This window comes from Enterobacter sp. ECC-249 (assembly GCF_043965265.1).
GTDB lineage: Bacteria > Pseudomonadota > Gammaproteobacteria > Enterobacterales > Enterobacteriaceae > Enterobacter > Enterobacter quasiroggenkampii.
In genome coordinates this window covers 4,202,162-4,221,978 of sequence record NZ_CP143660.1, presented here as the reverse complement: position 1 = coordinate 4,221,978, position 19,817 = coordinate 4,202,162, and the positions used below count along the sequence as shown (strand labels likewise).

The window sequence follows — 19,817 nt, the reverse complement described above, 5'->3', positions numbered from 1 at the left end:
AGATGACTATGCAGTACCCGATTAACGAGATGTTCCAGACCCTGCAAGGCGAGGGTTACTTTACCGGCGTTCCCGCTATTTTCATTCGTTTACAGGGATGCCCGGTTGGCTGTGCCTGGTGTGATACCAAACATACGTGGGATAAGCTCGCAGATCGGGAAGTGTCGCTGTTTAGCATTCTGGCGAAAACCAAAGAGAGCGATAAGTGGGGCGCGGGCAGTTCCGAAGATCTGCTGGCCATTATTGGTCGTCAGGGCTGGACGGCGCGCCACGTGGTGATTACCGGCGGTGAACCCTGCATCCACGATCTGACCCCGCTGACCGAGCTGCTCGAAAAGAACGGCTACAGCTGCCAGATTGAAACCAGCGGCACCCATGAAGTGCGCTGTTCACACACCACCTGGGTGACGGTATCGCCAAAAGTGAATATGCGCGGCGGGTATGACGTGCTGTCTCAGGCGCTGGAACGCGCGGATGAGATTAAGCACCCGGTAGGGCGCGTGCGTGATATCGAAGCGCTGGATGAACTGCTGGCCACGCTGACGGATGAAAAGCAGCGGGTTATTGCGCTACAGCCGATCAGCCAGAAAGACGACGCCACGCGCCTGTGCATTGAAACCTGTATTGCGCGTAACTGGCGCCTGTCGATGCAGACGCACAAGTACCTGAATATTGCCTAAAAAAAAGCCCGGTTTAGCCGGGCTTTTTTTATTCCCCGCGATAGATACAGCCAGCGGTGCAGGTCTCTTTGATCATCACCGCGCTCAGCAGCGGTACCAGCGGCTTCATCTGATCCCAAATCCATTTTGCCAGCACTTCGCTGGTCGGGTTTTCAAGGCCCGGGATCTCATTCAGGTAGTAGTGATCCAGCCGATCGTAGGTCGGCTTAAACGCCGCCTTCAGCTCGGCAAAATCCATGATCCAACCGGTATGCGGATCAACTTCACCGGTGATCTCAAGACGCACCATGAACGAATGCCCGTGCAGACGGCCGCATTTATGCCCTTCAGGGACATGCGGAAGGTGGTGGGCGGCTTCGAAGGTGAAATCTTTAAACAGTGTGGTGGACATGATCGCTCTCAGTAATGCGGAAAAAACCGCCGCATAGTACCGGAAAGCACAATTTTTAGCATTAACTAAAACGGCTCAATAGGTACTGAGCCGCTAAATGCCCAGTTTTTGTTGATTTTTGTATTACATTTCAATGAGTTGATTAATCGGTTTTACTGTTAAGAACGATAAGTAAAACAGGTTAGTCCATTTGGTTATTTATTATTTCCATCCCTTCTTTAATTGTTATTATCCTCGCCGTTAACCTTATCTTCAGTTTGGATTTATTCGCTTAAAGTCCGCTTGGCTACTGGAACATAACGACGCATGACAACACAGGCCCCACCTTCAAATTTGCTTCCCCTGAACCCGGAGCAACTGGCGCGCCTTCAGGCTGCCACCTCTGATTTTTCTCCCACTCAGCTTGCCTGGGTCTCCGGTTATTTCTGGGGAATGCTCAATCAGCAGCCTGGCGCTGTGGCCGGTGCCCCGGCTACGGCCGTTGAAATTCCGGCCATTACCCTGATTTCCGCCTCGCAGACCGGCAATGCCCGCCGCGTGGCCGAAGCGCTGCGTGACGACCTGCTGGCCGCCAGGTTGAACGTGAACCTGGTCAACGCCGGGGATTATAAATTTAAGCAAATCGCGTCGGAAAAACTGCTGGTGGTGGTTGCCTCTACGCAGGGTGAAGGTGAACCCGCTGAAGAAGCGGTGGCGCTGCATAAGTTCCTGTTCTCGAAAAAAGCGCCGAAGCTGGATGGCACGGCGTTTGCCGTCTTTGGCCTGGGCGATACTTCCTATGAATTCTTCTGCCAGTCCGGTAAAGACTTCGACAGCAGGCTGGCGGAGCTGGGCGCGGAGCGCCTGCTGGACCGCGTTGACGCGGATGTCGAATACCAGGCCGCCGCCGCCGAATGGCGCGCCCGCATCGTTGAGGTGCTAAAAGCGCGCGTGCCGAAAGAGACGTCGACGCAGGCCGCGTTCACCGCGACGGGTGCCGTTAACGACATCCACACCAGCCCGTACACCAAAGAGGCGCCGCTGGCGGCGAGCCTGTCGGTGAACCAGAAAATTACCGGCCGCGACTCGGAAAAAGACGTGCGCCATATCGAAATCGATCTCGGCGACTCCGGCCTGCGCTATCAGCCGGGCGATGCGCTGGGCGTCTGGTATCAGAACGATCCGGCGCTGGTGAAAGAGCTGGTTGAGCTGCTGTGGCTGAAAGGCGACGAGCCTGTCACGGTTGACGGTAAAACGCAGCCGCTTTCTGAAGCGCTGCAGTGGCATTTTGAGCTGACGGTGAACACCCCGAATATCGTCGAAAATTATGCCACCTTGACGCGCAGCGAATCCCTGCTGCCGCTGGTGGGCGACAAGGCGAAACTGCAGCATTACGCCGCGACGACCCCAATTGTCGATATGGTGCGTTTCTCTCCGGCTCAGCTGGATGCCGATGCGCTGATCGGTCTGTTGCGTCCGTTGACCCCGCGCCTGTACTCGATTGCCTCTTCGCAGGCCGAAGTGGAGAGTGAAGTGCATGTTACCGTCGGCGTGGTGCGCTACGATATCGAAGGCCGCGCCCGTACGGGTGGGGCATCAGGCTTCCTGGCGGATCGCGTGGAAGAAGAGGGCGAAGTGCGCGTCTTTATCGAGCACAACGATAACTTCCGCCTGCCGGCAAACCCGGAAACGCCGGTCATTATGATTGGCCCGGGCACCGGCATTGCGCCGTTCCGCGCCTTTATGCAGCAGCGCGCGGCAGATGAAGCGCCGGGTAAAAACTGGCTTTTCTTCGGCAATCCGCACTTTACCGAAGATTTCCTCTACCAGGTTGAGTGGCAGCGCTATGTGAAAGAAGGCGTACTGACCCGCATCGATCTGGCCTGGTCCCGCGACCAGAAAGAAAAAGTATACGTACAAGACAAGCTGCGCGAACAGGGCGCAGAGCTGTGGCGCTGGATCAATGACGGTGCCCACATTTATGTCTGCGGCGACGCCAATCGCATGGCGAAAGACGTTGAGCAGACTTTGCTGGAAGTGATTGCCGAATTCGGCGGTATGGATGCCGAAGCGGCGGACGAATTTTTAAGTGAGCTGCGCGTCGAGCGCCGTTATCAGCGAGATGTCTACTAATGAGCGAAAAACATCCAGGGCCACTGGTGGTCGAAGGTAAACTGACAGACGCCGAGCGCATGAAGCTGGAAAGCAACTACCTGCGCGGCACCATTGCTGAAGATCTGAATGACGGTCTCACCGGCGGTTTCAAAGGCGACAACTTCCTGCTGATCCGCTTCCACGGCATGTACCAGCAGGACGACCGCGACATCCGCGCCGAGCGTGCAGAGCAGAAGCTGGAGCCGCGTCACGCGATGCTGCTGCGCTGCCGTCTGCCGGGCGGGGTGATCACCACCAAACAGTGGCAGGCGATCGACAAGTTTGCCGGTGAAAACACGATCTACGGCAGCATCCGTCTGACCAACCGTCAGACCTTCCAGTTCCACGGCATTCTGAAGAAGAACGTCAAGCCGGTGCACCAGATGCTGCACTCCGTTGGGCTGGACGCGCTGGCGACCGCCAACGACATGAACCGTAACGTGCTCTGCACCTCGAACCCGTATGAGTCCGAGCTGCACGCCGAAGCGTACGAGTGGGCGAAGAAGATCTCTGAGCACCTGCTCCCGCGCACGCGCGCCTATGCGGAGATCTGGCTCGATCAGGAAAAAGTCGCGACCACGGACGAAGAACCGATCCTTGGCCAGACCTATCTGCCGCGTAAGTTTAAAACTACGGTGGTTATTCCACCTCAGAACGATATCGACCTTCACGCCAACGACATGAACTTCGTGGCGATTGCCGAAAACGGCAAGCTGATTGGCTTTAACCTGCTGGTGGGCGGCGGCCTGTCCATCGAACACGGTAACAAGAAAACCTACGCCCGCACCGCGAGCGAGTTCGGCTTCCTGCCGCTTGAGCATACGCTGGCCGTGGCGGAAGCGGTAGTGACCACCCAGCGCGACTGGGGCAACCGTACCGACCGTAAAAACGCGAAAACCAAATACACCCTGGAGCGCGTGGGCGTCGAAACGTTCAAAGCGGAAGTTGAGCGTCGCGCGGGGATCAAGTTTGAGCCGATCCGCCCTTACGAATTCACCGGGCGCGGCGATCGCATTGGCTGGGTGAAGGGTATCGACAATAAATGGCACCTGACGCTGTTTATCGAAAATGGCCGTATTCTGGATTATCCGGGCCGTCCGCTTAAAACCGGTCTGCTGGAAATTGCGAAGATCCATAAGGGCGAGTTCCGCATTACGGCTAACCAGAACCTGATCATTGCCGGCGTGCCGGAAAGCCAGAAGGCGAAGATCGAGAAGCTGGCGCGCGAACATGGGCTGATGGATGCGGTGAAGCCGCAGCGCGAAAACTCAATGGCCTGCGTGTCGTTCCCGACCTGCCCGCTGGCGATGGCGGAAGCGGAACGTTTCCTGCCGTCGTTTACCGACAAAGTGGAAGCGATTCTGGAAAAACACGGCATTCCGGACGAGCATATTGTTATGCGCGTCACCGGCTGCCCGAACGGCTGCGGTCGCGCGATGCTGGCCGAGCTCGGACTGGTGGGGAAAGCGCCGGGGCGTTACAACCTGCACCTGGGCGGTAACCGTATCGGCACGCGTATTCCGCGTATGTTCCGCGAGAACATCACCGAGCCGGAAATTCTTGATTCCATCGACGAGCTTGTCGGGCGCTGGGCGAAAGAGCGCGAAGCGGGTGAAGGCTTCGGCGACTTTACGGTGCGTGCGGGCATCATTCGCCCGGTGCTCGATCCCGCAAGGGATTTCTGGGAGTAACCACGAGAGGTAATTATGTCCGTACTCGATCTAAACGCCCTAAATGACCTGCCAAAAGTCGAACGCATTCTGGCGCTGGCAGAAACCAATGCCCACCTTGAAAAGCTGGACGCCGAAGGGCGGGTGGCGTGGGCGCTGGAAAACCTGCCGGGCGACTATGTGCTCTCGTCGAGCTTTGGTATTCAGGCGGCGGTCAGCCTGCATCTGGTGAATCAGATCCGTCCGGACATTCCGGTGATCCTCACCGATACCGGCTACCTGTTCCCGGAAACCTACCAGTTTATAGACGAGCTGACGGATAAGCTCAGGCTTAACCTCAAAGTTTACCGCGCGACGGAAAGCGCGGCCTGGCAGGAGGCGCGCTACGGCAAGCTGTGGGAACAGGGCGTTGAGGGCATTGAGAAATACAATGAAATCAACAAAGTTGAGCCAATGAATCGGGCGCTGAAAGAACTCAATGCGCAGACGTGGTTTGCGGGTCTGCGCCGCGAGCAGTCCGGTAGCCGGGCAACCTTGCCGGTGCTGGCGGTGCAGCGCGGGGTGTTTAAAGTGCTGCCGATAATCGACTGGGATAACCGGACGGTGTATCAGTACCTGCAAAAGCACGGGCTGAAATACCATCCGCTGTGGGACCAGGGCTATCTGTCGGTGGGAGACACCCACACCACGCGTAAGTGGGAACCGGGAATGGCGGAAGAAGAGACGCGATTCTTCGGGCTGAAGCGCGAGTGCGGGCTGCACGAAGGGTGATAACCTTTTTGCCCGGTGGCGCTGCGCCTTACCGGGCCTACAAAGGCTCGTTCCATATGTAGGCCCGGTAAGGCGTAGCCGCCACCGGGCTTAACGGCCTCAGGCTTTCCCCGCTTTCGCCAGCTCCTTCACCAGCGGCAGCATCACCTTCACCACATCACGACTGCGGTGTTCAATCCGCTGCGGCAGCGCGCGATCGATGTGCTGCTGATTGTCCAGCATCACGTTGTGCCAGCTTGTCCCGTCCGGGAAGGCCTTCGATTTAGCCCGCTGCTGGTAGCCATCTTTTTTGCCCAATGCCCAGTTTGTCGCTTCGACATACAGCACCGGAATGCCCGCCTTATCGAACACTTCCCCGTCGTTGCAGCAGCCTGTGCCACGCGGATAATCCGGGTTACCGCCAGGGTTGCTGGTGGCATAAACACCATGGCTGCGGGCTATCGCCAGGGCCCGGTCGCGCGTCAGTTTCCGCACGGTACCCGGCGTACTCTGCCCGCTGTTGAAATAGAGCTTGTCGCCGACGATCAGGTTATCGAGGTTGATCACCAGCAGCGTATTTTTCTTCTCCTCAGCGCTCATGCGTTTAAGGAGATTCTCAGCGCCGAGTTTGCCCTCTTCTTCACCGCTGGTGGCAACAAAACGAATGCCATATTGGGTGGGAATATCTTTCATCCGCTCGGCCAGTTCGAGCATCACGCCCAGGCCTGCGGCATTGTCGTCCATGCCCTGCAGCGTCAGCCCGCCAAGATTATTATCCGTATCGGCGTCGCTCATCGGGGCGTAGGTATCAAGGTGCGCCATAATAATAATTTGCTCTTTTGCGCTACCTTCATGTGCCGCAATAACCGTACTGCCGGTCACGTTATGCCAGTTTTTGGTTTTATTTCGTGAGGTATAGACGTAGCGGCTGTTAAACGACCGGATATCGCTCTGGTAGCCCATCCCGGCAAACTGCTGGCGAAGATAGTCTGCGGAGAGCATCTCCGCAGGCGAGCCGGTCATGCGTCCGGGGAAGACGGTGGCAATATGCCGCGCCTGCATATTGGCGATTTCACCATAAGGTTGGTTTTTTGCCTGAGCAGGAAAAATAAAGCAAACGCCGAGCGCCAGGGCAGCGATACGGTGGCGCATTGCGGAAAACATAGTGAGTCCTTAAAAACAGAGCAAAATATTAACCCGCCTAGTATGAAACTGTGATCGCCCATACACAATTTGAATTGCTCTTAAATGCCCGAAATTTCGCGTGTTAAGCACTTTTTGGTATTAGCTTTTTCACGGCGTTATTCCATTGAGTAACTACTCATTCCAATTCGTAATTTCATTCGGTCTAAGCCGCCCCCTATAGTCCCTCTATTCCTCGTTGTTAGTGAGTTGTTGCTTGTGGACTATCTGCCCTTATTTGCCGCGATAAAAGAAAAACCGGTGCTGGTTGTAGGCAAGGGTGAAATTGCCGATCGCAAAATCGCGTTTCTGCAGCGCGCAGGGGCGCAGGTGCAGGTAGTGGCAGAAGCGGATTTTGACGAATCACAAATCGACAGCGTAGTGCTGGTGATTGCGGCAACCGAAGATCGCGATCTGAACCGGCGGATTTCCGACGCCGCTCAGGCCCGTTACCGCCTGGTGAACGTGGTGGACGACCAGCCATTATGCTCGTTTATCTTCCCGTCAATTGTCGATCGCTCGCCGCTGCTGGTGGCGATCTCCTCCGGCGGTACCGCACCGGTGCTGGCGCGCGTGCTGCGGGAAAAAATCGAAGCGCTGCTGCCGACCAGCCTCGGGCGCATGGCGGAGAAAGCCAGCTACTGGCGCAACCATCTGAAAACCCGCCTGACCAGCGTGACGGAACGCCGTCGCTTCTGGGAACGCGTGTTTCGCGGCCGCTTTGCCAGCCTGATGCATGCCGGTAATGAGACGGCGGCGCAGAAAATTCTTGAAGACGAACTGGATAACCCTGGCAGTACGGGCGGGGAGATCATTCTGGTAGGCGCAGGGCCGGGCGATGCCGGGCTCCTGACGCTGCGTGGCCTGCAGGTGCTGCAGGACGCGGACGTGGTGTTCTACGACCACCTGGTCACCGACGGCGTTCGCGAGCTGATCCGTCGCGACGCGGAGCAAATCTGTGTCGGCAAACGGGCAGGTGAGCACTCTGTGCCGCAGCACGACACCAACCAGATGCTGGTTGACGCCGCCAAAGCGGGTAAAACCGTGGTGCGCCTGAAAGGGGGAGACCCCTTTATCTTCGGTCGCGGCGGCGAAGAGCTGCAGGCGGCAGCCGAAGCGGGCGTACCGTTCCAGGTGGTGCCCGGCATCACGGCGGCCTCTGCGGTGACGGCTTACGCCGGTATTCCGCTCACCCATCGCGATTACGCTCAGAGCGTCACCTTTGTGACCGGCCACTATAAGGCGGACAGCACGCCGTTTGACTGGTCGCATCTCGCCCAGAGCCGCCAGACGCTGGCGATTTATATGGGCACGATGAAGGCGGCGGATATCAGCGAACAGCTTATTCAGCACGGTCGCGAGGCGACGACGCCCGTTGCCGTCATTTCTCGCGGCACGCGCGTCGATCAGCACGTTGCGACGGGCACGCTGGAACATCTTGCAACCCTGGCGAAAGACGCCCCTATGCCCGCCCTGATCGTGGTGGGGGAAGTGGTGCAGCTGCACAGCACGCTCGCCTGGTTCCAACACACAACCGATACAGAAGGCTTTGGTTCTTCTGTTGTAAATTTGGCTTAAGGAACGGTTATGGACCAAAAACGTCTTACACACCTGCGGCAGCTCGAAGCGGAAAGTATCCATATTATCCGCGAAGTGGCCGCCGAGTTTTCTAACCCGGTGATGATGTACTCCATCGGTAAAGATTCCAGCGTCATGCTGCATCTGGCGCGTAAAGCGTTTTATCCGGGCACGCTGCCGTTCCCGCTGCTGCACGTGGATACCGGCTGGAAATTCCGCGAAATGTACGAGTTCCGCGATCGTACTGCAAAAGCCTACGGCTGCGAGCTGCTGGTGCATAAAAACCCGGAAGGGGTGGCTATGGGCATTAACCCGTTCGTGCACGGCAGCGCCAAACACACCGATATCATGAAAACCGAAGGGCTGAAGCAGGCGCTGAATAAATACGGTTTTGATGCGGCCTTCGGCGGCGCGCGCCGTGACGAAGAGAAATCCCGCGCTAAAGAGCGTATCTACTCCTTCCGCGACCGCTTCCACCGCTGGGACCCAAAAAACCAGCGTCCGGAGCTGTGGCACAACTACAACGGTCAGATTAACAAAGGCGAAAGCATCCGCGTCTTCCCGCTCTCCAACTGGACCGAGCTGGATATCTGGCAGTACATCTATCTGGAAAACATCGAGATCGTTCCGCTGTATCTGGCCGCCGAGCGTCCGGTGCTGGAGCGCGACGGCATGCTGATGATGATCGACGACGATCGCATCGACCTGCAGCCGGGCGAGGTGATCAAAAAACAGATGGTCCGTTTCCGTACCCTCGGCTGCTGGCCGCTGACCGGCGCGGTGGAGTCCAGCGCGCAGACGCTGCCGGAGATCATCGAAGAGATGCTGGTGTCCACCACCAGCGAGCGACAGGGGCGCGTGATTGACCGCGACCAGGCAGGCTCCATGGAGCTGAAGAAACGTCAGGGTTATTTCTAAGGAGCCGCCATGAACACCACTATTGCTCAACAAATTGCCAAAGAAGGCGGCGTGGAAGCGTATCTGCACGCGCAGCAACACAAAAGCCTGCTGCGTTTTCTGACCTGCGGCAGCGTGGATGACGGGAAAAGTACCCTGATTGGCCGCCTGCTGCACGATACGCGCCAGATTTACGAAGATCAGCTCTCTTCCCTGCATAACGACAGTAAACGTCACGGTACCCAGGGTGAAAAGCTCGATCTGGCGCTGCTGGTGGACGGCCTGCAGGCGGAGCGCGAGCAGGGCATCACCATCGACGTGGCCTACCGCTATTTTTCTACCGAGAAGCGCAAATTTATTATTGCTGACACCCCGGGGCACGAGCAGTACACCCGCAATATGGCGACCGGCGCGTCCACCTGCGACCTGGCGATCCTGCTGATGGATGCCCGTAAAGGCGTGCTGGATCAGACCCGTCGCCACAGCTTTATCTCCACGCTGCTGGGGATCAAACACCTGGTGGTGGCGGTCAACAAGATGGATCTGGTGAACTTCAGCGAAGAGAAGTTCGAGGAGATCCGCCAGAGCTATCTGACCTTTGCCGAACAGCTGCCGGGCAACCTGGATATCCGCTTTGTGCCGCTCTCGGCGCTGGAAGGGGATAACGTCGCCTCCCAGAGCGCGAACATGCCGTGGTACAGCGGCCCGACGCTGCTGGAAGTGCTGGAAACCGTTGAAATCCAGCGAGTGGTCGATACCCAGCCGATGCGCTTCCCGGTGCAGTACGTGAACCGTCCTAACCTCGATTTCCGTGGTTTCTCGGGCACCCTCGCGTCAGGCTCCGTGAAGGTCGGTCAGCGCGTCAAGGTGCTGCCATCCGGCGTGGAATCCACCATCGCCCGCATCGTCACCTTCGACGGTGACCTGCAGGACGCTGGCGCCGGTGAAGCGGTAACGCTGGTGCTGAAAGACGAAATTGATATCAGCCGGGGCGATCTGCTGGTCGACGCGCAGGAAACGCTGGCCGCCGTACAGGGGGCTTCCGTGGACGTGGTGTGGATGGCGGAGCAACCGCTGACGCCGGGCCAGAGTTACGACATCAAAATTGCCGGCAAGAAAACCCGCGCCCGCGTGGACGGTATTCAGTTCCAGGTGGACATCAACAACCTGACCCAGCGTGAGGTCACCGAGCTGCCGCTGAACGGCATTGGTCTGGTCGATCTGACCTTCGACGAACCGCTGGTGCTGGATCCGTATCAGCAGAATCCGGTGACGGGAGGACTGATCTTTATTGACCGCCTGACGAACGTCACCGTCGGCGCGGGGATGGTCCGTGAGCCAAACGAACAGGCGTCCACGGCTTCAGAATTCAGCGCCTTTGAGCTGGAACTTAACGCGCTGGTGCGTAAACACTTCCCGCACTGGGGCGCGCGCGATCTGCTGGGAGGCAAGTAATGGCTGCCCATGATGAGAACGTCGTCTGGCATCCTCATCCGGTCACCGTCGCCCAGCGCGAAAAGCTCCACGGTCACCGTGGGGTTGTGCTGTGGTTTACCGGGCTGTCCGGCTCGGGTAAATCGACGGTGGCGGGCGCGCTGGAAGAGGCGCTGTATCAGCAGGGCGTGAGCACGTACCTGCTGGATGGCGACAACGTGCGCCACGGCCTGTGCAGCGATTTAGGGTTCAGCGACGACGACCGCAAAGAGAACATCCGCCGGGTCGGGGAAGTCGCCAGCCTGATGGCCGATGCCGGGCTGGTGGTGCTGACCGCGTTTATCTCGCCGCACCGCGCGGAGCGCCAGATGGTGCGCGAACGCGTGGGTCACGAGCGCTTTATCGAGGTGTTTGTCGATACGCCGCTGGAGATTTGCGAAGCGCGCGATCCAAAAGGGCTGTATAAGAAAGCGCGTGCCGGAGAACTGCGCAACTTCACCGGAATTGACGCGGTATACGAAGCGCCTGAATCGCCTGAAATTCACCTGGAAGGTCAACAATTGGTAACAAATTTAGTAAGCCAATTATTAGACCTGCTCAGACGGGACGATATTATCAGATCCTGAGACGGTATCGTTCGGGAGCTGTCTTCCCGAACGATGAGTCACGGTCACAGGACTAGCTATGCGCAACAGTGAACATTACATCACCACTACCGGGTCGGAGCCGCTTGCGACCGACGACGAAACGACCTGGTCATTTCCTGGGGCCATCATTGGCTTCGTCTCATGGTTGCTGGCGCTGGGTATCCCGTTTCTCATCTACGGCGGTAACACGCTGTTCTTCTTTCTCTACACCTGGCCTTTCTTTCTGGCGCTGATGCCCGTGGCGGTTGTCGTCGGCATTGCGCTGCACTCGCTGCTCAACGGTAAGCTCCTGTATAGCACCGTGGTCACGATTGTGACGGTGGTCCTGATGTTTGGTCTGTTATTTTTGTGGCTCATGGGCTAACTTCAGCCATAATTCAAACCGTAACCAACTGTGTAACGATATTGTGCAGGACGATTCTGCGGAAAAAATGTGGTACATTTGCCCGCGATGTTGCGGCATCTCTGTTACCCCGGCGTAGTGCTCTGGGGAAGTCTTGGGATGATGATGCCGTTTTTCAGGGGGCAGGATGGGTAAACTAACGCTGCTGTTGCTGGCTTTGCTAATCTGGCTGCAATACTCGCTGTGGTTCGGTAAGAACGGACTGCACGATTATAGCCGGGTGAGCGATGACGTCGCGGCTCAGCAGGCAACAAACGCCAAACTTAAGGCGCGAAACGATCAACTCTTTGCTGAAATTGATGACCTCAATGGCGGGCAAGAGGCGATTGAGGAACGCGCACGCAATGAACTCAGTATGACTAAGCCGGGCGAAACCTTTTATCGTCTGGTTCCGGATGCGTCTAAACGCAATCAGGGCTCAGCACAAAACAATCGATAATCAGGCCCAGGATTACGACATGGCAGTAACTTTTTCGGACGTATGCGCCGTGGTGCCGGCCGCAGGTTTTGGCCGGCGCATGCAGACAGAATGTCCCAAGCAATACCTCTCTATTGGCGATAAAACGATCCTCGAGCACGCCGTGGCGGCGCTGCTAGCGCACCCGCGGGTGACGCGGGTGATCATCGCTATCAGCCCGGGCGATGCGCGCTTCGCGCAGCTGCCGCTGGCTAATCATCCACAGATTACCGTCGTTGACGGTGGCGCCGAGCGCGCCGATTCCGTTTTGGCAGGCATTCAGGCTGCCGGTAACGCACCGTGGGTACTGGTGCATGACGCGGCGCGTCCGTGCCTGCATCAGGACGATCTCGCTCGCCTGCTGGCATTGAGCGAAACCAGCAAAGTGGGTGGCATTCTGGCCGCCCCCGTGCGCGACACCATGAAGCGCGCCGAGCCGGGCGAACAGGCTATCGCCCACACCGTCGATCGCGTCGATCTATGGCACGCGCTGACGCCACAATTTTTCCCCCGCGAATTACTCCACGACTGCCTAACGCGCGCGCTTAACGAAGGTGCGACCATTACGGACGAAGCCTCTGCGCTGGAGTATTGCGGTTTCCACCCTGAGCTTGTTGAAGGACGTGCTGATAATATTAAAGTGACGCGTCCGGAAGATTTACAGCTCGCGGAATTTTATCTTACCCGTTCGACCCATCAGGAGAAGGCATAATGCGAATTGGACACGGTTTTGATGTACACGCCTTTGGCGGCGAAGGCCCAATTATCATTGGCGGCGTGCGCATTCCTTATGAAAAAGGACTGCTGGCGCATTCTGATGGCGACGTGGCGCTGCATGCGCTGACCGACGCGCTGCTGGGCGCTGCCGCGCTGGGTGATATCGGCAAGCTGTTCCCGGACACCGACCCGGCATTTAAAGGCGCGGACAGCCGCGAGCTGCTGCGCGAAGCGTGGCGCCGTATTCAGGCGAAAGGCTACACCCTCGGCAACGTCGACGTGACGATTATTGCCCAGGCCCCGAAAATGCTGCCGCACATACCTCAGATGCGCGTGTTTATCGCAGAAGATCTGGGCTGCCATATGGACGACGTGAACGTCAAAGCGACGACCACCGAGAAGCTGGGCTTCACCGGTCGTGGCGAAGGGATTGCCTGTGAAGCCGTAGCGCTGCTGGTGAAGGCGAGCAAATGACGGACTTCGACAACCTGACATATCTGCACGGCAAACCGCAGGGGAACGGGGTGCTGAAAGCCAGCCCGGAAGATTTCCTCGTGGTGGAGGATCTGGGCTTTGAGCCGGATGGCGAAGGCGAACATATCCTGGTACGTATTCTGAAAAATGGCTGTAATACCCGTTTTGTGGCCGACGCGCTGGCAAAATTCCTCAAAATTCATGCCCGCGAGGTGAGCTTTGCCGGGCAGAAAGATAAACACGCCGTCACCGAACAGTGGCTCTGCGCGCGCGTTCCCGGCAATACGATGCCTGATTTAAGCAAATTTGAGCTTGAGGGCTGTAAGGTACTGGAATATGCCCGCCACAAGCGCAAGCTGCGTCTGGGGGCGCTGAAAGGGAACGACTTTACGCTGGTGCTGCGTGAGGTGACCCACCGCGAAGACGTTGAAAAACGTCTGAACGCCATCAGCGACCGCGGCGTGCCGAACTACTTTGGCGCGCAGCGCTTCGGGATTGGCGGCAGCAACCTGCAGGGCGCACTGCGCTGGGCGCAAAGCGACGCGCCGGTGCGGGACAGGAATAAACGCAGTTTTTGGTTGTCGGCGGCCCGCAGTGCGTTGTTTAATCAGATTGTGAGCGAAAGGCTGAAAAAACCGGACGCGAATCAAGTTGTTGTTGGCGATGCGCTACAATTAGCGGGACGCGGAAGCTGGTTTGTGGCAACGGCCGAAGAAATGGCCGATGTGCAGTCGCGCGTGGACGCAAAAGCGCTGATGATTACCGCCGCGTTGCCCGGTACGGGCGACTGGGGAACACAGGGCGACGCGCTGGCCGCCGAGCGGTCAGCCGTAGCGGATGCGCCAGAGTTGCAATCCTTGCTGGTGCGGGAAAAAGTTGAAGCGGCACGCCGCGCGATGCTGCTCTATCCGCAGCAGTTAAGCTGGAACTGGTGGGATGACGTAACCGTCGAGTTACGCTTCTGGCTACCGGCAGGTAGCTTTGCCACCAGTGTTGTCAGGGAACTTATCAACACCTCGGGTGATTATGCGAATATTGCTGAGTAACGATGACGGGATCCACGCGCCAGGCATTCAGACCCTGGCGAAACACCTCCGTGAATTTGCGGACGTGCAGGTCGTGGCACCCGATCGTAACCGCAGTGGAGCGTCTAACTCTCTGACGCTGGAGTCGTCGCTTCGCACCTTTACCTTTGAAAATGGCGATATTGCCGTGCAGATGGGCACGCCAACCGACTGCGTTTTTCTGGGCGTGAACGCGCTGATGCGTCCGCGTCCGGATATCGTCGTCTCCGGCATTAACGCCGGTCCTAACCTCGGCGATGACGTGATTTACTCCGGTACCGTGGCGGCCGCAATGGAAGGGCGCCATCTGGGGTTCCCGGCGCTGGCGGTCTCGTTGAACGGCTACACGCACTACGACACCGCTGCCGCGGTAACCTGCTCGATCCTGCGGGCGCTCGGCCGCGAGCCGTTGCGTACCGGGCGCATCCTCAACATCAACGTGCCGGATCTTCCTCTCGATGAAATTAAAGGCATTCGCGTCACCCGTTGCGGGAGCCGACATCCTGCCGACCAGGTGATCCCGCAGCAGGATCCTCGCGGCAACACGCTTTACTGGATTGGCCCTCCCGGCGATAAGTGCGATGCAGGTCCGGATACCGATTTTGCCGCCGTAGAGGAAGGCTATGTTTCGGTTACTCCGCTGCACGTAGATTTAACCGCGTATAGCGCGCATGATGTGGTGTCGGGCTGGCTGGATCGCGCAGGAGTGAACGCGCAATGGTAAACAAACGTGTACAAACTCTTCTGGAACAACTCCGCGCGCAGGGGATCCGCGACGAGCACGTGCTCGAAGCGCTTGCTCAGGTTCCGCGTGAGAAATTTGTAGACGAGGCGTTTGAGCACAAAGCGTGGGAAAACGTAGCGCTGCCCATCGGGCAGGGCCAGACGATTTCGCAGCCTTACATGGTAGCGCGTATGACGGAACTGCTGGAGCTGACGCCCGACTCCCGCGTGCTGGAGATTGGCACCGGATCGGGGTATCAGACCGCGATCCTGGCGCATCTGGTGCATCATGTTTGCTCCGTTGAGCGGATTAAAGGTTTACAGTGGCAGGCGCGTCGTCGCCTGAAACAACTTGATTTACATAATGTTTCGACACGACACGGTGATGGATGGCAGGGTTGGAAAGCTCGCGCCCCGTTTGACGCTATCATCGTGACGGCGGCCCCGCCTGAAATTCCTGCTGCCCTGTTGTCGCAGCTGGACGAGGGGGGCATTCTGGTTCTGCCTGTCGGGGACGAGCAGCAGCTGTTGAAGCGCGTTCGTCGGCGCGGCGGCGAGTTTATTATCGACACCGTGGAAGCCGTGCGCTTTGTGCCTCTGGTGAAGGGGGAGTTGGCCTGAGACTCGGAATTATCCAGGGTTATTAAGGCAAATTCAGCGTATGGTGTGGCGCGAAAGATTCGTGCCATCACGGTAAATTTTAAGTCACTGGTAGTTAACACATTCCTGGGGGATAAATGAGCGCGGGAAGCCCTAAATTCACCATCAGCCGTGTTGCGGCATTATCACTGGTTTCGCTCTGGCTGGCAGGCTGTACAAGTTCTAACAACGCGCCTGCGCCCGTCAGTTCCGTCGGCGGAAACAGCGGCTCCGGTAACACGTCCAGCGGAATGTTAATCACGCCGCCACCTAAAATGGGAACTGCTGCGCCGCAGCAAACACCACAAATTCAGCCTGTGCAACATCCTGTTACACAGCCAATGCAGGTTCAGCCAGTTGAACAGCCTGTTCAGACCCAAAATGGCCGCATAGTCTATAACCGCCAGTATGGGAACATTCCGAAAGGCAGCTATACCGGTGGCAGCACCTATACCGTGAAACGCGGCGATACGCTGTTCTACATTGCGTGGATCACCGGGAACGATTTCCGTGACCTCGCGCAGCGCAACAACGTCCAGGCCCCATACGGTCTGGAAGTCGGGCAAACGCTCCAGGTGGGCAACGCGACGGGCACGCCGCTGACCCCTGGCAACACGGTTTCAGCGGCGGATGTAACGGCTCAAAATAACAGCGTTAAGCCTGCACAAAAATCCACCACGGTGGTTGCTTCACAACCTGTAATTACGTATTCTGAGGATTCAGGTGATCAGACTGCTAACAAAATGTTGCCGAATAATAAAGGTACTGCGACTGCTGTCACAGCACCGGTAACGGCACCTGTGGTTAGCTCTACTGAACCGACTGCCAGCAGTATGACCTCCAGTTCGCCGATTTCTGCATGGCGCTGGCCGACTGACGGCAAGGTTATCGAAAACTTCTCTTCCTCCGAAGGGGGAAATAAAGGGATCGATATCGCAGGGAGTAAAGGACAGGCTATCATCGCGACCGCAGACGGGCGCGTTGTGTATGCCGGTAACGCTCTGCGCGGTTACGGTAATCTTATCATCATCAAACACAACGATGATTACCTGAGTGCCTACGCCCATAACGACACAATGCTGGTCCGGGAACAACAAGAAGTTAAGGCGGGGCAAAAAATCGCTACCATGGGTAGCACCGGAACCAGTTCTACACGCTTGCATTTTGAAATTCGTTACAAGGGGAAATCCGTAAACCCGCTGCAGTACTTGCCGCAGCGATAATTTGACGGGGCATGCCAGCCAGGGTGTCTCGTTCAGGGATCACGGGTAGGAGCCACCTTATGAGTCAGAATACGCTGAAAGTTCATGATTTAAATGAAGACGCGGAATTTGATGAGAACGGAGTAGAGGCTTTTGACGAAAAAGCCTTAGTAGAAGAGGAACCCAGTGATAACGATTTGGCTGAAGAAGAGCTGTTATCGCAGGGTGCCACACAGCGTGTACTGGACGCGACTCAGCTTTACCTTGGGGAGATTGGTTACTCCCCACTGCTAACGGCCGAAGAAGAAGTCTATTTCGCACGTCGTGCTTTGCGTGGTGATGTTGCCTCGCGTCGTCGCATGATTGAAAGTAACCTGCGACTGGTCGTGAAAATTGCCCGCCGTTACGGCAATCGTGGTCTGGCTCTGCTGGATCTGATTGAAGAGGGCAACTTAGGTCTCATCCGCGCAGTTGAGAAGTTTGACCCGGAACGCGGGTTCCGTTTCTCAACCTACGCGACCTGGTGGATTCGTCAGACCATCGAACGGGCTATTATGAACCAGACCCGTACGATCCGCCTGCCGATTCACATCGTCAAAGAGTTGAACGTCTATCTGCGCACCGCGCGCGAGTTGTCCCATAAACTGGACCACGAGCCAAGCGCAGAAGAGATTGCCGAACAACTCGATAAACCGGTTGATGACGTAAGCCGTATGCTGCGTCTCAACGAGCGCATTACCTCCGTCGACACCCCGCTGGGTGGCGACTCCGAAAAAGCGCTGCTGGACATCCTGGCCGATGAAAAAGATAACGGTCCGGAAGACACCACGCAGGACGATGACATGAAACAGAGCATCGTCAAATGGCTGTTCGAACTGAACGCCAAACAGCGTGAAGTGCTGGCACGTCGTTTCGGTTTACTGGGGTATGAAGCTGCGACACTGGAAGACGTCGGCCGCGAAATTGGCCTGACCCGTGAACGTGTTCGTCAGATTCAGGTTGAAGGTCTGCGCCGCCTGCGTGAAATCCTGCAGGGGCAAGGTCTGAATATCGAAGCGCTGTTCCGCGAATAAGCAACCTTTCGTCAAAAAAGGCCCGTCGTGAGACGGGCTTTTTCTTTTGTGTTACGGCTGTGCCGCCGTCTCGTGCAGCAGACGCCACGTTATTTTGTCGCTTTCCTGACTAAGCACCGCGGTTGACCAGCGCACGTTAACGGGCTGGTCCGGCCGGGTTTGCGTCTCCCGGTAGTGAAGTACTGCACCTCGATCGCTGCTCTGGATCGTGGTTAATTCGTCAATGACGATCTTCAGCCCGGGACGGCTTCCGCGCTGTTTTTCCAGAAAACTGGCCAGGCCGCGATAGTCGATCTGCACACCGCCCGGCGGGATCATCAGAAAATCGGGACGGAAACGGGAGAGCAGGGTGTCGGGATCGCCTTCACCATTGCCTAGCCAGTCTTCAAGCGCAATGTGGAGGTCGATAATGTCGTGTTCGAAAGGCGTCATGAATTCTCCTGTCGCAGCTGGTTTAGCACCTGCGTATTGTTAAGACGAAAAACGTACGGTACAGGCAGCAAGGTCATGCCTGCGGCAAAAATAAACATTGCGTGCCAGGCGTCGTGCGCTGTCAGCCACGACTGCGCCAGGTTCAGCACCTGCGCAAGCAGCAGGGCACCGGCAAAAAAGCTCAGCTGGCGATTGAGATTCCATAGCGCGCTGGCATCCGGCATCTCGTCCCGGCGCGTTGTCAGAAACGCGCTGCTCTGAGCCGTACTGCTGCACAGGCTTCCTCCCGCGCCCATCAGGGTAAACGCGACGACAGGCAACAGCGTTGACGAACTGACGTCAATCAAAAGCAGAATACCCGCCGCCTGCAACAGGCAGCCGATGACGATCAGCGGCCGGGGGCCGATACGGTTAAAATAACGTCCCGTCGCCGTAATGGCGATAAACGATGCCACCGACCACGGCAGCATGAGCATTCCCGTTGCGGCTGGGCTCATGTTCGCCTCGTGCTGAAGATAAAACATGCCCGTGACGTTCACCCCAATAAATATGCCGGGGACGCATAAATAGACAAGCATGGAAAAACGCAAAAGTGGGTTCTCGAGCAGGGGCAGGTTTAACAGTCTGGCCGCGTTCATCGTGGGTTTTTCGTGTTTAAGCCACAGACAGGCCAGAACAAAGGTCACGATAGCCACCGGGAGCGTGACGAAAAAGATCCATCGCCAGCCCAGCGTCTGCACCAGCATGCCGCCGACAGCCGGGGAGCAGGCCGGGGCAAGCAACGCAACCAGCATCACCGCCGAGGAGAGTTTGGCGCGCTCGTGAGGCTTAAACTGTTGCCAGGTCAGCGCCTGTCCGACCGGGATCAGTAAGCCTCCTCCAACGCCCTGAAGCACTCGCCAGGCGATCAGCGTTTCCAGCGTTGCAGACAGGCCCGCCGCAGCTGAGGCTGCACTGAACAGAAAAAGCGAAAGCAGAATAATGAGCTTTGGCCCGATGCGGCGCGCCAGCACGTTGCTGAACGGGATCGCCAGCGTCAGGCCGGCAATATACCCGTTACTGACCCAGGCAAGCACAGAAGGCGTGGCAGTAAAGGCGTGAGCCATTGCCGGGAACGCGACGCTGGCAATAAACATGTTGATCAAATCAAGAAAAAAGCCCAGCAAATAGACAACGGCAACTTTGCTGCGATACGTCATGGTGGATCCTCCGGTGAGGTGGCGTATCGTATCGATCCGGGAAGCACGGATAAACCTGACAAAGCGCGATAT

The 19,817-nt window shown here is 57.3% G+C and carries 21 protein-coding genes; 17 read left to right on the top strand and 4 right to left on the bottom strand.

Going from position 1 to position 19,817, the window contains the following annotated elements; all coding sequences use genetic code 11:
• Positions 1-8 precede the first annotated feature (8 nt).
• The gene (gene queE / locus V1587_RS20070; RefSeq protein ID WP_023333236.1) at positions 9-680 is read left to right on the top strand and encodes a 7-carboxy-7-deazaguanine synthase QueE; all 672 of its coding nucleotides are present in this window, start codon (positions 9-11) and stop codon (positions 678-680) included.
• Between the two features lie 28 nt (positions 681-708).
• On the opposite strand, the gene queD is transcribed toward queE, so the two are convergent.
• The gene (gene queD, locus V1587_RS20065) at positions 709-1,071 is read right to left on the bottom strand and encodes a 6-carboxytetrahydropterin synthase QueD (RefSeq protein ID WP_111965448.1); all 363 of its coding nucleotides are present in this window, start codon (positions 1,069-1,071) and stop codon (positions 709-711) included.
• Positions 1,072-1,377: 306 nt separating this feature from the next.
• Between queD and cysJ the strand changes: the two genes are divergently transcribed.
• From cysJ to cysH, 3 genes are read left to right on the top strand one after another with little or no spacing between them, the layout of a single operon-like run.
• Positions 1,378-3,183 (top strand): NADPH-dependent assimilatory sulfite reductase flavoprotein subunit, encoded by a 1,806-nt coding sequence (cysJ, locus tag V1587_RS20060; RefSeq protein WP_371897917.1) that lies wholly within the window; start codon positions 1,378-1,380, stop codon positions 3,181-3,183.
• On the top strand, positions 3,183-4,895 hold the full coding sequence (gene cysI / locus V1587_RS20055) for an assimilatory sulfite reductase (NADPH) hemoprotein subunit (RefSeq protein ID WP_024909261.1): 1,713 nt from the start codon (positions 3,183-3,185) through the stop codon (positions 4,893-4,895). Before cysJ ends, cysI begins: the two co-directional genes overlap by 1 nt.
• A 15-nt stretch (positions 4,896-4,910) precedes the next feature.
• Positions 4,911-5,645 carry a phosphoadenosine phosphosulfate reductase gene (gene cysH / locus V1587_RS20050; RefSeq protein ID WP_032675427.1) on the top strand — a complete coding sequence of 245 codons (735 nt, stop codon included), beginning with the start codon at positions 4,911-4,913 and terminating at the stop codon, positions 5,643-5,645.
• A 99-nt stretch (positions 5,646-5,744) separates the two neighbouring features.
• Here cysH and V1587_RS20045 read toward each other — a convergent pair whose 3' ends face one another.
• Complete coding sequence (locus V1587_RS20045) at positions 5,745-6,788, bottom strand: aminopeptidase (protein WP_371897918.1); 1,044 nt, start codon at positions 6,786-6,788, stop codon at positions 5,745-5,747.
• A 246-nt stretch (positions 6,789-7,034) separates the two neighbouring features.
• Between V1587_RS20045 and cysG the strand changes: the two genes are divergently transcribed.
• From cysG to rpoS, 13 genes are all read left to right on the top strand, one after another.
• Positions 7,035-8,384, top strand: a complete 1,350-nt coding sequence (gene cysG / locus V1587_RS20040; protein ID WP_371898027.1) for a siroheme synthase CysG — start codon at positions 7,035-7,037, stop codon at positions 8,382-8,384.
• Positions 8,385-8,393: 9 nt separating this feature from the next.
• A complete protein-coding gene (cysD, locus tag V1587_RS20035) occupies positions 8,394-9,302 on the top strand; it encodes a sulfate adenylyltransferase subunit CysD (protein WP_006811770.1) in 909 nt (302 codons plus the stop codon).
• Positions 9,303-9,311: 9 nt separating this feature from the next.
• Positions 9,312-10,736: a sulfate adenylyltransferase subunit CysN gene (gene cysN, locus V1587_RS20030; RefSeq protein WP_371897919.1), complete on the top strand. Its 1,425-nt coding sequence runs from the start codon at positions 9,312-9,314 to the stop codon at positions 10,734-10,736.
• The gene (gene cysC / locus V1587_RS20025; RefSeq protein ID WP_371897920.1) at positions 10,736-11,341 is read left to right on the top strand and encodes an adenylyl-sulfate kinase; all 606 of its coding nucleotides are present in this window, start codon (positions 10,736-10,738) and stop codon (positions 11,339-11,341) included. Before cysN ends, cysC begins: the two co-directional genes overlap by 1 nt.
• Before the next feature lie 58 nt (positions 11,342-11,399).
• A complete protein-coding gene (locus V1587_RS20020) occupies positions 11,400-11,726 on the top strand; it encodes a DUF3561 family protein (RefSeq protein ID WP_008499610.1) in 327 nt (108 codons plus the stop codon).
• Positions 11,727-11,892: 166 nt separating this feature from the next.
• Positions 11,893-12,204, top strand: coding sequence for a cell division protein FtsB (gene ftsB / locus V1587_RS20015; RefSeq protein ID WP_008499609.1), 312 nt, complete (start codon positions 11,893-11,895; stop codon positions 12,202-12,204).
• 19 nt (positions 12,205-12,223) lie between these two features.
• On the top strand, positions 12,224-12,934 hold the full coding sequence (gene ispD / locus V1587_RS20010) for a 2-C-methyl-D-erythritol 4-phosphate cytidylyltransferase (protein WP_371897921.1): 711 nt from the start codon (positions 12,224-12,226) through the stop codon (positions 12,932-12,934).
• Positions 12,934-13,413, top strand: coding sequence for a 2-C-methyl-D-erythritol 2,4-cyclodiphosphate synthase (gene ispF, locus V1587_RS20005; protein WP_008499607.1), 480 nt, complete (start codon positions 12,934-12,936; stop codon positions 13,411-13,413). The genes ispD and ispF overlap by 1 nt, the downstream gene beginning before the upstream one ends.
• The gene (gene truD, locus V1587_RS20000; protein ID WP_395314467.1) at positions 13,410-14,459 is read left to right on the top strand and encodes a tRNA pseudouridine(13) synthase TruD; all 1,050 of its coding nucleotides are present in this window, start codon (positions 13,410-13,412) and stop codon (positions 14,457-14,459) included. The genes ispF and truD overlap by 4 nt, the downstream gene beginning before the upstream one ends.
• The gene (gene surE, locus V1587_RS19995) at positions 14,440-15,201 is read left to right on the top strand and encodes a 5'/3'-nucleotidase SurE (RefSeq protein ID WP_021241911.1); all 762 of its coding nucleotides are present in this window, start codon (positions 14,440-14,442) and stop codon (positions 15,199-15,201) included. Before truD ends, surE begins: the two co-directional genes overlap by 20 nt.
• On the top strand, positions 15,195-15,821 hold the full coding sequence (locus V1587_RS19990; protein WP_023333224.1) for a protein-L-isoaspartate(D-aspartate) O-methyltransferase: 627 nt from the start codon (positions 15,195-15,197) through the stop codon (positions 15,819-15,821). The genes surE and V1587_RS19990 overlap by 7 nt, the downstream gene beginning before the upstream one ends.
• 116 nt (positions 15,822-15,937) lie before the next feature.
• Positions 15,938-17,062: a murein hydrolase activator NlpD gene (gene nlpD, locus V1587_RS19985; RefSeq protein ID WP_008499601.1), complete on the top strand. Its 1,125-nt coding sequence runs from the start codon at positions 15,938-15,940 to the stop codon at positions 17,060-17,062.
• Positions 17,063-17,121: 59 nt separating this feature from the next.
• Positions 17,122-18,114: an RNA polymerase sigma factor RpoS gene (gene rpoS / locus V1587_RS19980; RefSeq protein ID WP_008499600.1), complete on the top strand. Its 993-nt coding sequence runs from the start codon at positions 17,122-17,124 to the stop codon at positions 18,112-18,114.
• A 51-nt stretch (positions 18,115-18,165) separates the two neighbouring features.
• Here the strand turns inward: rpoS and V1587_RS19975 are convergent, their stop codons facing one another.
• Together V1587_RS19975 and V1587_RS19970 are read right to left on the bottom strand one after the other, a co-directional pair.
• Complete coding sequence (locus V1587_RS19975; protein ID WP_371897924.1) at positions 18,166-18,546, bottom strand: DUF4440 domain-containing protein; 381 nt, start codon at positions 18,544-18,546, stop codon at positions 18,166-18,168.
• The gene (locus V1587_RS19970; RefSeq protein WP_371897925.1) at positions 18,543-19,745 is read right to left on the bottom strand and encodes an MFS transporter; all 1,203 of its coding nucleotides are present in this window, start codon (positions 19,743-19,745) and stop codon (positions 18,543-18,545) included. Before V1587_RS19970 ends, V1587_RS19975 begins: the two co-directional genes overlap by 4 nt.
• Between the last annotated feature and the right edge of the window lie 72 nt (positions 19,746-19,817).